Annotated in this window: 13 protein-coding genes; 6 read left to right on the top strand and 7 right to left on the bottom strand. The window is 60.1% G+C overall.

The features are described 5' to 3' along the window. Positions 1–52: 52 nt before the first annotated feature. Entirely contained in the window at positions 53–805 is a 753-nt protein-coding gene (locus V5E99_RS27650; protein WP_499805510.1) for a MipA/OmpV family protein, read from the bottom strand. 218 nt (positions 806–1,023) lie between these two features. On the opposite strand from V5E99_RS27650, the gene V5E99_RS27655 reads away from it, so the two are divergent. The 5 genes from V5E99_RS27655 (at position 1,024) to V5E99_RS27675 (ending at position 7,251) form a co-directional block, all read left to right on the top strand. Further along, the gene (locus tag V5E99_RS27655) at positions 1,024–1,722 is read left to right on the top strand and encodes an MtnX-like HAD-IB family phosphatase (protein WP_499805511.1); all 699 of its coding nucleotides are present in this window, start codon (positions 1,024–1,026) and stop codon (positions 1,720–1,722) included. Then, positions 1,715–3,109 carry an aspartate aminotransferase family protein gene (locus V5E99_RS27660; protein WP_499805512.1) on the top strand — a complete coding sequence of 465 codons (1,395 nt, stop codon included), beginning with the start codon at positions 1,715–1,717 and terminating at the stop codon, positions 3,107–3,109. The genes V5E99_RS27655 and V5E99_RS27660 overlap by 8 nt, the downstream gene beginning before the upstream one ends. After that, the gene (locus V5E99_RS27665) at positions 3,106–3,984 is read left to right on the top strand and encodes an alpha/beta hydrolase (protein ID WP_499805513.1); all 879 of its coding nucleotides are present in this window, start codon (positions 3,106–3,108) and stop codon (positions 3,982–3,984) included. The genes V5E99_RS27660 and V5E99_RS27665 overlap by 4 nt, the downstream gene beginning before the upstream one ends. A gap of 113 nt (positions 3,985–4,097) precedes the next feature. Further along, positions 4,098–5,870, top strand: a complete 1,773-nt coding sequence (locus V5E99_RS27670; protein WP_499805515.1) for a sensor histidine kinase — start codon at positions 4,098–4,100, stop codon at positions 5,868–5,870. Beyond that, positions 5,860–7,251: a sigma-54-dependent transcriptional regulator gene (locus V5E99_RS27675; RefSeq protein ID WP_499805516.1), complete on the top strand. Its 1,392-nt coding sequence runs from the start codon at positions 5,860–5,862 to the stop codon at positions 7,249–7,251. Before V5E99_RS27670 ends, V5E99_RS27675 begins: the two co-directional genes overlap by 11 nt. A gap of 118 nt (positions 7,252–7,369) precedes the next feature. On the opposite strand, the gene V5E99_RS27680 is transcribed toward V5E99_RS27675, so the two are convergent. From V5E99_RS27680 to metE, 4 genes are all read right to left on the bottom strand, one after another. Further along, on the bottom strand, positions 7,370–8,038 hold the full coding sequence (locus tag V5E99_RS27680) for a DsbA family oxidoreductase (RefSeq protein WP_499805517.1): 669 nt from the start codon (positions 8,036–8,038) through the stop codon (positions 7,370–7,372). Positions 8,039–8,216: 178 nt separating this feature from the next. Then, positions 8,217–9,236 carry an alpha/beta fold hydrolase gene (locus tag V5E99_RS27685; RefSeq protein ID WP_499805518.1) on the bottom strand — a complete coding sequence of 340 codons (1,020 nt, stop codon included), beginning with the start codon at positions 9,234–9,236 and terminating at the stop codon, positions 8,217–8,219. A gap of 342 nt (positions 9,237–9,578) precedes the next feature. Then, the gene (locus tag V5E99_RS27690) at positions 9,579–10,085 is read right to left on the bottom strand and encodes a hypothetical protein (RefSeq protein ID WP_499805519.1); all 507 of its coding nucleotides are present in this window, start codon (positions 10,083–10,085) and stop codon (positions 9,579–9,581) included. Between the two features lie 234 nt (positions 10,086–10,319). Then, positions 10,320–12,632 carry a 5-methyltetrahydropteroyltriglutamate--homocysteine S-methyltransferase gene (metE, locus tag V5E99_RS27695; RefSeq protein ID WP_499805520.1) on the bottom strand — a complete coding sequence of 771 codons (2,313 nt, stop codon included), beginning with the start codon at positions 12,630–12,632 and terminating at the stop codon, positions 10,320–10,322. A 120-nt stretch (positions 12,633–12,752) separates the two neighbouring features. Here metE and metR point away from each other — a divergent pair, with 120 nt between their 5' ends. Then, positions 12,753–13,670 (top strand): transcriptional regulator MetR, encoded by a 918-nt coding sequence (gene metR / locus V5E99_RS27700; RefSeq protein ID WP_499805522.1) that lies wholly within the window; start codon positions 12,753–12,755, stop codon positions 13,668–13,670. 139 nt (positions 13,671–13,809) lie between these two features. Here the strand turns inward: metR and V5E99_RS27705 are convergent, their stop codons facing one another. After that, positions 13,810–14,307 carry a GNAT family N-acetyltransferase gene (locus V5E99_RS27705; protein WP_499805523.1) on the bottom strand — a complete coding sequence of 166 codons (498 nt, stop codon included), beginning with the start codon at positions 14,305–14,307 and terminating at the stop codon, positions 13,810–13,812. 2 nt (positions 14,308–14,309) lie between these two features. Beyond that, positions 14,310–14,948 (bottom strand): LysE family translocator, encoded by a 639-nt coding sequence (locus V5E99_RS27710; RefSeq protein ID WP_499805524.1) that lies wholly within the window; start codon positions 14,946–14,948, stop codon positions 14,310–14,312. Positions 14,949–14,957: the final 9 nt, after the last annotated feature.

The raw sequence follows: 14,957 nt of genomic DNA on the forward strand, positions 1-14,957 counted from the left end.
CGGGGATTAAAAGATCGCAGCCTTCGGCAGCTCCTACGGGGGTTAGCGGTGGTCAGTTGAATTTGTAGGCCACCGCTGCTTGCACTTCTCCCTGATCCTGCTGCCCGACCTGTTTGACAATGCTGCTGTCCGCCGCCGAACCGGTCAGGTGAATCCAACTGGCACTGGTCAGCAATGACCAGTGCGGGTCTAGCGGAAACTCGAAACTCTGGGTCAATGCCACGTTCTGCAAACCGCCACCGGCGTTGTAGCGGGCAATGCCCGAGGCCTGGGACGCCGCCGCACTGACGCCGTAAAACGCCTGATTCTGCTGACTATCGGCAAAGTGTGCGGTCAGGTTGCTGCTGCCGATCACCCCGCCGCCCAGTGGATAACCGATCTCTCCGCCCAAACGGCCAACAACGCCGTCAGGCCCGCCAACCGCCTCGCCTACAGACGCAAACACCCGCCAGAAATCAGCCGGGGCGTACTGCACGAAGCCACCGACGACGCCCATGTCCGGCACATCGTGCAAACCTTGCAAATCGCCGTTGGCGGTGCGCCCGGGCAGGTAATTGAGGAACGGCCCGGCGCTGAAGCCGTTGGCCTTAAAGGCGTTCCAGGTCAGCCCGTCGTCGGTGCTGAGGCTGACATCACCCCAGTCCAGATCGAGATACGGCACCGGCCGGACTTCATGACGGCTGCCGGTCGGGTCGTGGGGCTGATAACTCAACCCCGCACCGGCCTCCCCGGTGATGCCATCGGCCAGGACATTGGCCGACACACACGTCAGCGCTGCAAACAGAGCAACCGTAATCCTCGACATGAGGCACTTCCTTAACAAGACATGCGCGCATCAATCCTCTTTTAACCGCCCCCGCGCAAGCACTCATGTTGTTTGTAGCGACCTACAAAAATTGTAGCTTCGCCGACACAAACCCCCGTCACACCCCCGGTATTACGGGGCCAGACCCGGTTGGCACAGTCCCTGCTCTACCCCCTTGGCAAGCGCAAACAGCGCGTCCTGCCAAATAGGTAATAAAGATGAATGACTGGCACATCGTGTGTGATTTCGACGGGACCATCACCCGCACCGACGTGATCGACAGCATCCTCCAGCGTTTCGCCGACCCGAGCTGGGAAGCGATCGAAAACGAGTGGCTGCAAGGCGACATCGGTTCCCGTGAATGCCTCAGCCGCCAGCTCTCGCTGGTCAAGGCCACGCCGACCGAACTGCTCGCGTTCTTCGACACGATCGACATCGACCCGGATTTCCCCGACTTCGTCGACCATGTGATTGGCCTCGGCGCCACCCTGGAAGTGGTCAGCGACGGCATCGAGCAAGGCATCGCCCGCATCCTCGCCCGCCACTACGTGACCCTACTGCCGATCCTCGCCAATCGCTTGCGTCAACTCGATCACGAGAGCTGGCGCATCGACTTCCCGTATTCCAGCGACGCCTGCCGCGCCGCCTCCGGCAACTGCAAATGCAAGTCCACGCCCAAGACCAAACGCGTGCTGGTAATCGGTGACGGTCAATCCGACATGTGCGTGGCCTCCACCGCCGATTTCGTGTTTGCCAAGGATCGCCTGGCCGAGCACTGCGAGCGCAACGGCATTGCCTATGCCCGCTTCGACAGCTTCGCCGAACTCCCGGCCCTGCTGGCCAGATTGCCAGCCGCCAGCGCCGCCAACGCCACCTCTTTCAACGTAGACACACAGGAACTCTTCCACCATGTCTGATATTCGAATCGCTACCGCCGAAGACCAGATCCTTCTGGATAAAGAAGCCAAATACTGCTCCTACGGCGACACCGTTCACTACATCGACCCGCCGCGTATTTTCAGCCGTTGCGAAGGCTCGTACGTGTGGGACACCGAAGACCAGGCCTACCTCGACCTGCAAATGTGGTACTCGGCGGTCAACTTCGGTTACGCCAACCCGCGCCTGAACAACGCGCTGAAACAGCAGATCGACACCCTGCCGCAAATCGCCAGCCAATACCTGCACAAAGGCAAGATCGAGCTCTCGGAAATGATCGCGGTCGACGCGAAGAACAAGTTCGGCCTCGACGGTCGCGTGCACTTCAACGTCGGCGGTTCGCAGTCCATCGAAGACTCGCTGAAAGTCGTGCGTAACGCGTCCAACGGCAAGAGCCTGATGTTCGCCTTCGAAGGTGGCTACCACGGCCGTACCCTCGGCGCCTCGTCGATCACCTCCAGCTTCCGCTATCGTCGCCGCTACGGTCACTTCGGCGAGCGCGCCAACTTCATCCCGTTCCCGTACCACTTCCGCGGCCCGAAAGGCATGACCAAGGAAGAATACGGTAGCGAGTGCGTGAAGAATTTCGCTCGCCTGTTCGAGACCGAATACAACGGCGTCTGGGACCCGAAAACCAACCAGTGCGAATACGCAGCGTTTTACGTGGAGCCGATCCAGGGCACCGGCGGCTACGTGATCCCGCCGATGAACTTCTACAGCGAACTCAAGCATGTGCTGGATCAGCACGGCATCCTGATGGTGGTCGACGAAATCCAGATGGGTTTCTGGCGCACCGGCAAGCTGTGGTCGATCGAACACTTTGACGTCAAACCCGACGTGATCGTCTTCGGTAAAGCACTGACCAACGGCCTCAACCCGCTGGGCGGCATCTGGGCCAAGGAAGAACTGATCAACCCGAAAATCTTCCCGCCGGGTTCGACTCATTCCACATTCGCGTCCAACCCGTTGGGCACGGCAGTCGGCCTGGAAATGTTCAAGATGACCAGCGAAGTCGATTACGGCGCGATGGTCATGGCCAAGGGCAAATACTTCCTGGAAGGCCTGAAAGACCTGCAAAAACGCTACCCGATCATCGGCGACGTCGATGGCCTGGGCCTGGCGCTGCGCTGCGAAATCTGTGGCCCGGACGGTTTCACGCCGGACAAGGCGACCCTGGATTTCATGGTCGATGAAGGCATGAAGGGCGACATCGAAATCGACGGCAAACGCCTGGGCCTGATCCTCGACGTGGGCGGTTACTACAAGAACGTGATCACCCTGGCCCCGTCGCTGGAAATCAGCTACCCGGAAATCGACCTGGGTATCGCCCTCCTCGACCGTCTGCTGCATCGGGCCATGAAACGATGAACGAGGTCGAGATCGATCTAGGCGAAGGCAACGCCGGTTTCGTTCTCGGCTCGGGCGAGGTCGCGGTGCTGTTGATCCACGGCCTCACCGGCACCCCGACGGAACTCCGTCGGGTGGCCATGGGCCTGGCGAAAGCCGGGCACACGGTCTACGTGCCGACCCTGGCCGGGCATTGCGGCGGCAATGCCGACCTGCAAGCCACGGGGTGGCGCGACTGGTACGAAAGCGCGCGCAACACCTTCGTCGGCGTGCGGCGCAAGCACGAGCGGGTATTCGTCGGTGGTTTGTCCATGGGCGCGGTGCTGTCGATGTACCTGGCCGCCGAGCATCCGGGGCAAATCGAAGGCTTGCTGCTGTATTCCACGACCCTGCGCTACGACGGCTGGAGCATCAACAAACTGGCGTTCCTCACGCCGTTGCTGATGAAAATCCCGTTCGGCGTGCACCTGTGCAGCTTCGAAGAAAAGCCGCCCTACGGCATCAAGAATGAACGCCTGCGGGCCATCGTCGAGCGCCAGATGAAGCAAGGCGAAAGCAGCGCGGCCGGGTTGCTGACCATGGAAGGCGTGACCGTGCGCGAACTGCATCGACTCAACGCCGTGGTGAAAAAACGCATGCCGTCGATCACCACGCCGACGTTGGTCCTGCACTCCCTGGAAGACGACATCACCAGCCGCTGGAATGCCGATTATGTCGAACGCAAGCTCGGCGGGCCGGTGGTCAAGGTGTTGCTGGACGACTGCTATCACATGATTACCGTCGACCTGCAATACCAACGGGTAATCGACCTGAGCGTGGACTTCATCCACCAGCGCTTCATCCAGCAACGTTCCGTGCCACAACCCCTGCGACGCGAATATCGGCAACTGGCCTGAGCCCTTGGCGAGCCCGGTTGCAGACGGGTCGCCACCGGCGGGGCAATGTCGGCTACTGTATTGAACCAGGCACCACGATTTATCCCGCCATGGCTTTCGACAAGCGAAACCCGATGACCAAACACCGACCCGCCAACGCCCGACCCTTCGCCCTCTCCGGCTGGAGCCTGCAACGCAAACTGGTCCTGGCCTTCTGGCTGGTCAGCGTCATTCCGACCATGATCGCCGCCGAATTGGCAGCCACCACTCTGTCGCAGATCTTCGACAGCAACGTGCGCATATGGCTGCAGGAATCGACCAAAATTGTCGAGGACGAGATCAGCGAAATCCTGCGGGACAACGCCCGGGCCGCGCAGTTGTTCCTGCGTTACACCCAACCACCGGTGGATAAGTTATCGGTGCGTCACGACCGATTGACCACCGACATCGCCGATTCCATGGGCATCGACGTGGTCGCCCTGGTGCGCAACAGCGATCACAAAGTGGTGTTCAGCACCGCCGCCGACGACATCGTCCGGCAAATCAGCACCGCGCCCAAAGCCGTATTGCAAACCTTGCAAATCGGCGGCGTGGCGACCGGCACGGTGATCTCGACCTTCGAGACCGAACAGGCCGGCGTCGATTACAAACTGGTGATTGCCACCTACCTCGACAACAGCTTTTTGACCAGCGTTTCCGATGTGCACTCGCTGGACTTGCGCCTGTACCTGGCCAAGGGCGAGGACTTTTCCGAAATCTTTTCCAGTCAGCGTTTCGAAGATCACCCGGCGGCGGTGCCGGAAAAAATCGAACAGATCCTGCGCACCACCAAGCAACCGACTGAACAATTCACCAGCCGTTTCAGCGGCATCTACCGGCCGATCCTCAATGAAAACGGCGACCTTCAAGGGGTGATTTTCAGCGGTTTGTTGCGCCATACGAGCCTGGTCGGACTGGTCAACCAGAGCAACCTGTTCATCCTGATTTTCATCCTCAGTTCGGCGGCGTCCCTGGCGGTGGGCTGGCTGGTGTCCCAGCGTTTGACCAAGCCGTTGCGCGGGCTGTCCAACGGCGTGCAAGCGGTGATTGCCGGGGATTATCGCCAGCGCTTGCCGGTGACCGGCGGCGATGAACTGGCCGAGTTAAGCAGCACCTTCAACCACATGAGCGAACGCCTGGGGGAGTTGCAAAACCTTGAATCGCAACTGCGTCGCCGCGACCGTTTGCACGCGTTGGGCGAAGTCGCCATGGGTCTGGCCCATGAAATCCGCAACCCGCTGGGCATCATCAAGACCGCCACCCAACTGCTGCACCGGCGCGCCGATTTGCCCGAGACCGACAAGCGTCATCTGCAATACGTGGTCAGCGAAGTCAGCCGGATCAACGACCTGATCACCGATTTTCTCGACTTCGCCAAACCCAGCGCGCCGCTGCGCACCACCCAGGCTGCGCGGCCGCTGGTGGATGAACTGGCCGGGTTTTGCGCGCCAGAGCTGGCCAGCCACAACATTGAACTGCGCATCGATGATCAGGCCCCCGGCGCGACGCTGTACGCCGATGCGCGCCAGCTCAAGCAGGCCGGGCTGAACCTGATCGTCAACGCCATCGACGCCATGCCCGACGGCGGGCAACTGACCCTGGGCATCCACCGCGACGCCACCCACACCCTGATCAGCGTGGCCGACACCGGCCAGGGCATCGAGCCGGACATGCTGGAACGGATCTTCACCCCGTTCGTCACTACCAAGGCTTCCGGCACCGGCCTGGGCCTGGCCAAAGTGTTTTCGATCATGGAAAACCATGACGGGCGCATCGAATGCACCAGCGAAAAAGATGCCGGGGCCACCTTCACCCTGTACATTCCGGCCAATGGCGACGACTTCGACGAGGCGAGCGATGACACATAACGTACTGGTGGTCGACGACGAGCCCAAGCTCTGCGACTTGCTGGCATCGGCCCTGAGTCAGAACGGCATCACGGTGTTCACCGCCGGCAACGGCCTGCACGCGCTCAAAGTGCTGGAAGCCGAAGACATCGACCTGGTGATCAGCGACTGGCGCATGCCCGGCATGGACGGCCCGCAATTGCTGGCGGAAATCAAAAACCGTTTCCCGCAGTTGCCGGTGATCGTCATGACCGCCTACAGCACGGTGAAAAACGCCGTGCAGTCGATGCGCAACGGCGCTTTCGATTACATCGCCAAGCCGTTCGACATCGATGAGCTGGACATCACTGTCAGCAAGGCCCTGCAATTTCGCGACATCCTCAAAGACAACCAGCGCATGCGCGCCGAACTCGACGAACACCAGCAGATCGACAGCCTGGTGGGGGACAGCCCGAGTTTCCGCCGGGTGCTGCAAGCCATCGATTCGGTGCGCGAAAGCAGCGCGACCATTCTGCTGACTGGCGAAAGCGGCACCGGCAAGGAAATGGTCGCCCGGGCGATCCACAAACACGGCAATCGCGCCGACAAACCGTTCGTCGCGGTCAACTGCGCGGCGATCCCCGAAGGCTTGCTGGAAAGCGAAATGTTCGGCCACCGCAAAGGCGCGTTTACCGGCGCGGTGACGGATCGGATCGGGCGCTTTCAGCAGGCCGACAAGGGCACGCTGTTTCTCGATGAGATCGGCGAGATGCCCTTGGCCTTGCAGGCGAAAATTCTCCGCGCCTTGCAGGAACGAGTGATCGAACCGGTGGGCGATCCACGCGAACGCAAGGTTGATGTGCGGGTGATTGCCGCTACCAACAAAAATCTGCTGGACGCAGTGGCCAACAAGGAGTTTCGCGAAGACTTGTATTACCGCCTCAATGTGTTCCCGATTCCGCTGCCGGCCCTGCGTGAACGGGTCGAAGACATCGCCCCGCTGGCCCGGCATTTCGCCCATACCCTGGGTGCGGCGGCGGGTAAGCGTTTTAGCGGGTTCAGTGCCGAGGCGTTGCAGGCGATGGCCAGTTATTCATGGCCGGGGAATATTCGCGAACTGCAAAACTGTGTCGAGCGCGCGACCATTGTCGCCAGTGGCTCGGTGATTGAGGACGATGACTTGCCAGCGTATCTGTTCGCTTCGCGGCCCAGTGAGGGTGGCGCTCCGCTGGTGGAGAACAACGGCGTGCCGGCAGACCTGGAAGCGGCGCTGGCGCAGGTCGAGAAAGATTACATTCTGGCGGCGCTGCAACAGAGCAACGGCGTGCAAGCCGCAGCAGCGCAACTGATTGGAATCTCCGAGCGCAGCTTCTGGTATCGCCTGAAAAAACTCGGCATTCACGTGGACAAAATCGTCCGCTAAACCCCGCTCTACGTAGGAGCTGCCGAAGGCTGCGATCTTTTGATCTTGCTTCTTGGCGGCGTCAAAAAGATCAAGATCAAAAGATCGCAGCCTTCGGCAGCTCCTACGGGGGGCGGTGTCAGTTGTTGACGGTGCCGCCCTTGGCCTCACTCATGATTTGCCGGATCGCCCCGACAAAGGTTTCCACCGGTTGCCCGCCCGTCACGGCGTATTGGCCGTTGAACACCACGGTCGGCACCGAACTCACCCCGCGCGACAGCCACAATTGCTCTTCCTCATGCACCTCTTTGGCGTATTCGTCCGACGCCAGAATCGCCTCGGCCCGCGTGCGATCCAGCCCGACGCTTTCCGCGATCAGGGCCAATTGCTGCGGGTCGGACGGGTTACCGCCGTCGGTGAAATAGGCCTTGAACAGCGCTTCTTTCAGGTTGAACTGCAAGCCTTCCAGCCCTGCCCAGTAGAGCAAGCGGTGGGCGTCGAAGGTGTTGTAGATGCGGCTGTTGCCGTCAGTGCGAAAGGCAAATCCGACCTCGGCGCCACGGGCGCGGATCATCTCGCGGTTCTTTTGCGATTGTTCAGGCGTGGAGCCGTACTTCTCGGTGATGTGTTCGGTGATGTTCTGGCCATCGGGGCCCATGTTCGGGTTGAGTTCGAACGGCTGAAAACGGATCTCGGCCTGCACCTCGTCCCCCAACTGGTCCAGCGCCCGGGTCAGGCCATACAGGCCCACCACACACCAGGGGCAAGACACGTCGCTGACAAAATCGATTTTCAGGGAGTTACTCATCGCACACCTCGCGGACTTACATCGGGCCGGAAAGTCCGAACGATACACCCGACGGACCTGAGCGTGCAGCAGATCCCTGTCCTCATATCCCCCGTAGGAGCAAAGCTTGCTCGCGAAAGCGCTGTGTCAGTCAGCATTGATGTGGCAGGCAGATCGTAATCGCGAGCAAGCTTTGCTCCTACAGGAGGTTCGGCGCAGCCACCGGCTCAATCTGCGCCCAATGGGAGGTGTCTTCGCGGTGGGTTTGCAAGTACGGCAACACCGCCGCCAGCAACGGCGCCTTGAACGCTTCCTGGAAACGATGGGCCATGCCCGGAATCAGCTTCAACTGACTGCCGCGAATGTGCGCCGCCAGGTGCACGCCGTGCATCACCGGCAACAGCGGATCGGCGGTGCCATGCACCACCAGGGTCGGCACCCGTAACTGGTTGAGCAACGCGACCCGGCTCGGCTCGGCGAGGATCGCCATGATCTGGCGCTTCACGCCTTCGGGGTTGAAGGCCCGGTCATACGACGCCGCCGCTTGTTGCAGCAACACCTGCCGGTCATCGCTCACCGAAGGGCTGCTCAGGGCCGCGAGCAAATCGGCTTGCTGCTCCAGCGCCACTTCGCGGTTCGGCGCCCCACGGCGCGACAGCAACTGCACCAGCGCCGCACTCGGAGCCGGCAAGCCTTCGGCCCCGGAGCTGGTCATGATCAGCGTCAGGCTCTCGACCCGTTGCGGCGCCATGGCCGCCAGGTGCTGGGCGATCATCCCGCCCATGCTCGCGCCCAGTACGTGGAATTGCTCGATGTGCAGGGCGTCCATCAGCCCGAGCGCGTCCTCGGACATGTCCGTCAACGTGTACGGCGCCGCCACCGGCAACCCGAGTTTGTAGCGCAGCACTTCGAACGTCAGATTGGCGTTGGCCGGGGCCTGGCGCCATGTGGACAGGCCGACATCGCGATTGTCGTAACGAATCACCCGAAAGCCCTGCTGACACAGCGCAACCACCACCTCGTCGGGCCAGTGGATCAGTTGCCCGCCCAGCCCCATCACCAGCAGCAACGCCGGATCGGACGCACGGCCAATGCTCTGGTACGCCAGGCTCACCTGCGCCAGGTCGGCATGCTCGGTCGGAACGTTGACATCGCAACGCGAAGCCGCAAAGGACGGCAGGCTGAACAGCAGCGCTGCCAGGAATAGAAATACACGCATGAAAAACACCGAAACGCAGAACCCCAGTAGAGCGCGAGTCTGATGAAGTTTGTTCAAGCGCGCTGCCACAGTTGCGTGACAGTTTGATGAAGATTGCCGAGTGGTCGTGCCTGAGCCCTAGGGCTGATCGTCAATTCGATCACGCCACCACCTGAAAGGCATCTGGTACGACTCGCCTGAGAAGGCCTTGGGTTGCGTATAAATACCTGGCACCGCTTTGAGCTTTCGCCCATAAGAAAACACGCGAACCTCTCCCTTTCGCGTGTTTTCATTTGTACTGAATTTCATACCTGAGCAACCGTTTCATCGTGAGGAATAATCAGGGTTACCCATAGCCTTCAATTACTTCCTGCTCCACATGTAAAACGAAGAAAGCACACTCAACGCCCCATAGCCCGGCAAGTAATTAAGTTCAACCTTTTTAATGTGCTGTTTATTATTTGGTAGTTCACACCTATGCCAATTACCCGGCAGACGCTCCCCGCCGCCCAAATTATTACCATTGCCGTCATAAAAAACGAGGCCATTCCACGAATCCTGGCCTTGAGCAAAAAGTTCTAACCGTTGAATTTCATTCGACTTGAAAAGTATTTCGATGGTAGTTGGAAATTCCGGCCCTCGTGACTCCGCGAACGCCACCGCGCCCCGGCGCTGCATGACAATAGCCCTGGTGCCGGCGACTTCAACGACTTCGGTTTTGACACCGTTCCCATAGGCATCGACTGTAAGCTTGAAATACAAGCCATCGAGCTCTTTAAACTCGCCTAACTTGAAGTCTTTCAAATCTTCAATCCCAATCAACTCAAACTCGTCCGTTGCCTCACGCCTGATATCCTTCAACTGCCCCATGATTTCACCCTCTCATTAATGTAAATGACAAGCTCATTGAACTTCAAAGCAGTACCGTCGGCTACTGTCAGAGTTGACAGGTTCAAACAAAACGCTTAGAAGCATTCGAAATAACAACTTAGTCATTTAAATAAAAACGATAACCCGCATTATCCAAGTTGATAATGCCAATTGAAAAAGCGCTCTGCTTTTTTACAACAGAGCGCTTATTGAGTGACGATCTAACGGTTCAAATCAAGCCAACTGACTGCGCAACTGCCGCGCCGCCGCCACCATGTTCACCAATGCCGCTTCAGTCTCAGGCCAGGCGCGGGTTTTCAGGCCGCAATCGGGGTTGACCCACAAGCGCTCGGCGGGAATGCGCTGCACCGCTTTGCTCATCAACTTGACCATTTCGGCGGTGTCCGGCACCCGTGGCGAGTGGATGTCATACACGCCCGGGCCGATGTCATTCGGGTAGTCGAACGCTTCGAAGGCTTCGAGCAATTCCATGTCCGAACGCGAGGTTTCGATGGTAATCACGTCGGCATCCATCGCCGCGATGGCCTCAATCACGTCGTTGAATTCGCTGTAGCACATGTGGGTGTGGATCTGGGTTTCATCCCGCACACCGGACGCCGTGAGGCGGAACGCTTCCACCGCCCAGTCGAGGTACTCCTGCCATTGCGCCCGGCGCAGCGGCAAGCCTTCGCGGAACGCAGCTTCGTCGATCTGGACGATTTTGATCCCGGCGTTTTCCAGGTCCACCACTTCGTCGCGCAGGGCCAGGGCCAGTTGCTGCGCCTGGATTTTGCGCGACACGTCTTCGCGGGGGAACGACCACATCAGCATGGTCACGGGACCGGTGAGCATGCCTTTCATGACCTTGTCGGTCAGGCTTTGTGCGTAGGTGATCCAGTCCACCGTCATGGCGTTCGGGCGGCTCAGGTCGCCGTAGATGATCGCCGGTTTCACGCAACGGGAACCGTAGCTCTGCACCCAGCCGAAGCGGGTGAACAGGTAGCCGTCCAGTTGCTCGGCGAAGTACTCGACCATGTCGTTGCGCTCGGCTTCACCGTGCACCAGCACGTCCAGACCCAGGCGTTCCTGGACTTGCACCGCGTGGCGGATTTCGCTGTGCATGGCGTCGGTATAGTCGTTGGCCGACAGCTTGCCTTGCTTGAACGCCTGACGGGCCAGACGAATCGAACCGGTCTGCGGGAACGAACCGATGGTGGTGGTCGGGAACGCGGGCAGTTTCAGACGCGCACGTTGTTGCTCGACGCGTTTGGCGAACGGTGAATGGCGTTGGCTGTCCTTGGCGCCGATGGCGTCGATTCGGGCCTGGACAGCGGCTTTGTGAATACGCGGCGATTGCTCGCGACTGGCCTGAATCGCGCGGCTTTCGGCCAGCGCGGCTTGCACCTTGGGCGATTGCGGGTCGTTGAGGGCATCGCGCAGCACGGCGATTTCACCGCACTTCTGCACGGCGAAGGCCAGCCAGGATTTCAATTCCGGGTCGAGCTTGTCTTCGCGCTCCAGGTCCACCGGGCTGTGCAGCAACGAGCAGGAACTGCTGACCCACAGGTTGTCGCCAAAGCGCTCCTGGGCGAATTGCAGTTTTGCGAGCACCGGCTCCAGTTCGCAGCGCCAGACGTTACGACCGTTGACCAGACCCACCGAGAGAATCTTGTAGGTCGGCAGACGATCGAGTACGTGCAGCAGTTGGTCGGGCGCGCGCACCGCATCAATGTGCAAGCCTTGTACGGGCAAACCGACGGCCAGACCGAGGTTGTCCTGCAGGCCACTGAAGTAAGTCGCCACGAGTTTTTTCAGCGGCGAATATTGAAGGATGTGGTAAGCGCGTTCGAACGCACTTTTCCAGGCTTGCGGCAGGTCGAGGGTCAGGATCGGTTCGTCGATCTGCACCCACTCCACGCCTTGTTCGGCGAGGCGACCGAGGATTTCGTTGTAGACCGGCAGCAGGCGTTCGAGCAGTTCGAGCTTGTCGAAGTCATTGCCTTTGGCCTTGCCCAGCCACAGATACGTCAGCGGGCCAATGATCACCGGTTTGACGGTGTGGCCCAGGGCCTTGGCTTCCTCGACTTCATCAAACAGTTGTTCCCAGCTCAGTTTGAATTGTTGATCGGCGCTGAATTCCGGGACCAGGTAGTGGTAGTTGGTGTCGAACCACTTGGTCAGCTCTTGGGCATATTGCGCTTTGCTGTGTTCGCCACCGCAGCAACTGGCGGTCGCGCCACGGGCCATGGCGAACAGGGTGTCGAGGGTCGGCTGGCCGCTGGTATTCAACGTGCCGTCGAAACGCTCGGGCACCACGCCGAAGGCCAGGGAATGGCTCAGCACCTGGTCGTACCAGGCGAAGTCGCCCACCGGCAGCAGGTCGATGCCGGCGTCTTTCTGCAATTGCCAATGGGTGGCGCGCAGTTGGCGGCCGACGGCTTTCAACGCGTCCTGATCGAGATCGCCCTTCCAGTAGGATTCGAGGGCTTTTTTCAGTTCGCGGTCAGCGCCGATGCGTGGGAAACCAAGTGTGTGGGCCAGTGCCATGGTGAGTTTCTTCCTGTGAAAGAGGTTGTGAAAACATGTGCCTATTGTCGACAGCCAACCCAACATGAGACAAACTCAACCTTTTCGTGTTCATCACAAGTTTTCCTCATGGAGCCATCGGTGCTTGAAATCCGTCACCTGAAGACCCTGCACGCCTTGCGCGAAGCCGATAGCCTGGTGGATGCGGCCGACCGCCTGCACCTGACCCAGTCCGCCCTGTCCCACCAGTTCAAGGAACTGGAGGAGCGCATGGGCATGCCGCTGTTCGTGCGCAAGACCAAACCGGTGCGTTTCACCAGTGCCGGTTTGCGCCTGCTGCAACTGGCCGACGCGACCCTGCCGCTGCTGCGCGGCGCCGAGCGTGACATCGCGCGGCTGGCTGGCGGTACTGCCGGGCGTTTGCACATGGCGATCGAGTGTCACAGTTGCTTTCAGTGGCTGATGCCGACCATCGATCAGTTTCGCGACGCCTGGCCGGAGGTCGAGCTGGACCTGGCCTCGGGCTTCTCCTTCGCGCCGCTGCCGGCCCTGGCCCGTGGCGATCTGGACCTGGTGGTGACCTCTGATCCGCTGGAACTGGCCGGGATCACTTATGTGCCGTTGTTCACTTATGAAGCGATGCTGGCAGTGGCCAATCAGCATCGGCTGGCGAACAAGTCCTACATCGTGCCCGAGGATTTGCTCAGCGAAACCTTGATCACTTACCCGGTCGAGCGGGATCGGCTGGACATCTTCACGCGTTTTCTGGAGCCGGCCGACGTCGAACCGGCCCAGGTCCGCACCTCGGAACTGACGGTGATGATGATGCAACTGGTGGCCAGCGGTCGCGGCGTGTGCGGCATGCCCCATTGGGCGCTGCATGAATACAGTTCACGGGGTTACGTGAAGGCCAAGCGGCTGGGGGAGAAAGGTTTGTTTGCGACGCTGTACGCCGGGATTCGCGCCGACATGCTCGACGCGCCGTACATGCGGGACTTTTTGCTGACGGCGAAAGACACGTCGTTTTCGACCCTTGACGGTGTTAGCGCGGTGCGCTGACACGACACACCCCCTGTAGGAGCGAGGCTTGCCCGCGAAGGGGTGCTTCAGGCAGTCAAAAGCTTCGCGGGCAAGCCTCGCTCCTACAGGTTATTTGCACCAATCGTTCCCACGCGTGGGAACGATCATCGTGGTGGTTTTAGAGTTCACGCCACATATGGATCTTGTCGAAGTAGTCCTCGCCGACCCGCACGGCTAAAGGCTCCAGACCGTACTGGATAAAGCCGCAGCGCTGGTACAACTTGAACGCCGCTTCATTGCCGGCGGTGACCGTCAGTTGGATCAGCCTCAGCCCCGGATGATTTTGCGCTTCAGCCAACGCCGCTTGCACCAGTTCAAACCCGAGCCCGCGCTGGCGGACGTTGCCGGACACGTACATGCCAAACAACGTCGCTTTGTGCCGGGCCTTTTCCCGGGGTTCGAAGGCCAGGCCGACAATGCCGGACAACCGGCCATCCTCGAACGCACCGAACACCACGTCCAGCTTGCTGGTCAAGCGCGATTCCCACCAAATCAGCGGCATCGCGGCGCGCTCGCGCACGCTGGAGGTGAACGCTTGCGGATGCCGATCGTAGGCTTCGAGCATTAGCTCCCGATAGTCCAGGGCGTGGCTGGCATCCAGGCGTTCAATCCACATGTTCAGGCGGCCTTGCGTTGTTCAAGCATCAGCCGCACCGCCAGTGCCGCCAATACGAAACCCATGACGTAACGCTGCACCGCCAGCCAGCTCGGGTTTTTGACGAACCACGAGGCGATCCCGGCGGCGAACACTGCAATCAGCAGGTTCACACAGAAGCTCACACTGATTTGAGTCAGGCCGAGGATGATGCTCTGGTTAAACACCGAGCCGTGTTCCGGGCTGATGAACTGCGGAAACACCGAGAGGTAGAACACCGCAATCTTCGGGTTCAACGCACTGGTGAGAAAGCCCATGGTGATCAGTTTGCGCGACGAGTCCGGCGGCAACTGCCGGGCCTCGAACGGCGAACGCGCCCCCGGTTTGACCGCTTGCCAGGCCAGCCAGACCAGGTACAGGGCGCCCGCCCACTTCAACACTTCATACGCCAGCGGCACCGCCAGGAATACCGCAGTCAAACCCGCCGCAGCGGCGAACAAATGCACGAAAAACCCTGCCACCACGCCCAGCAATGAGGTCACGCCCGCCTTGCGTCCCTGGCAGATCGACCGGGAGATCAGGTAGATCATGTTCGGCCCCGGCGTCAGCACCATCAGCAACGCAGCGGCGGCGAAAATCAGCAAGTCTTGAAGCGGGATCATGGGGACAGT

This window comes from Janthinobacterium sp. LPB2021202312-11-4, from assembly GCF_037049705.1.
Classification (GTDB): Bacteria; Pseudomonadota; Gammaproteobacteria; order Pseudomonadales; family Pseudomonadaceae; genus Aquipseudomonas.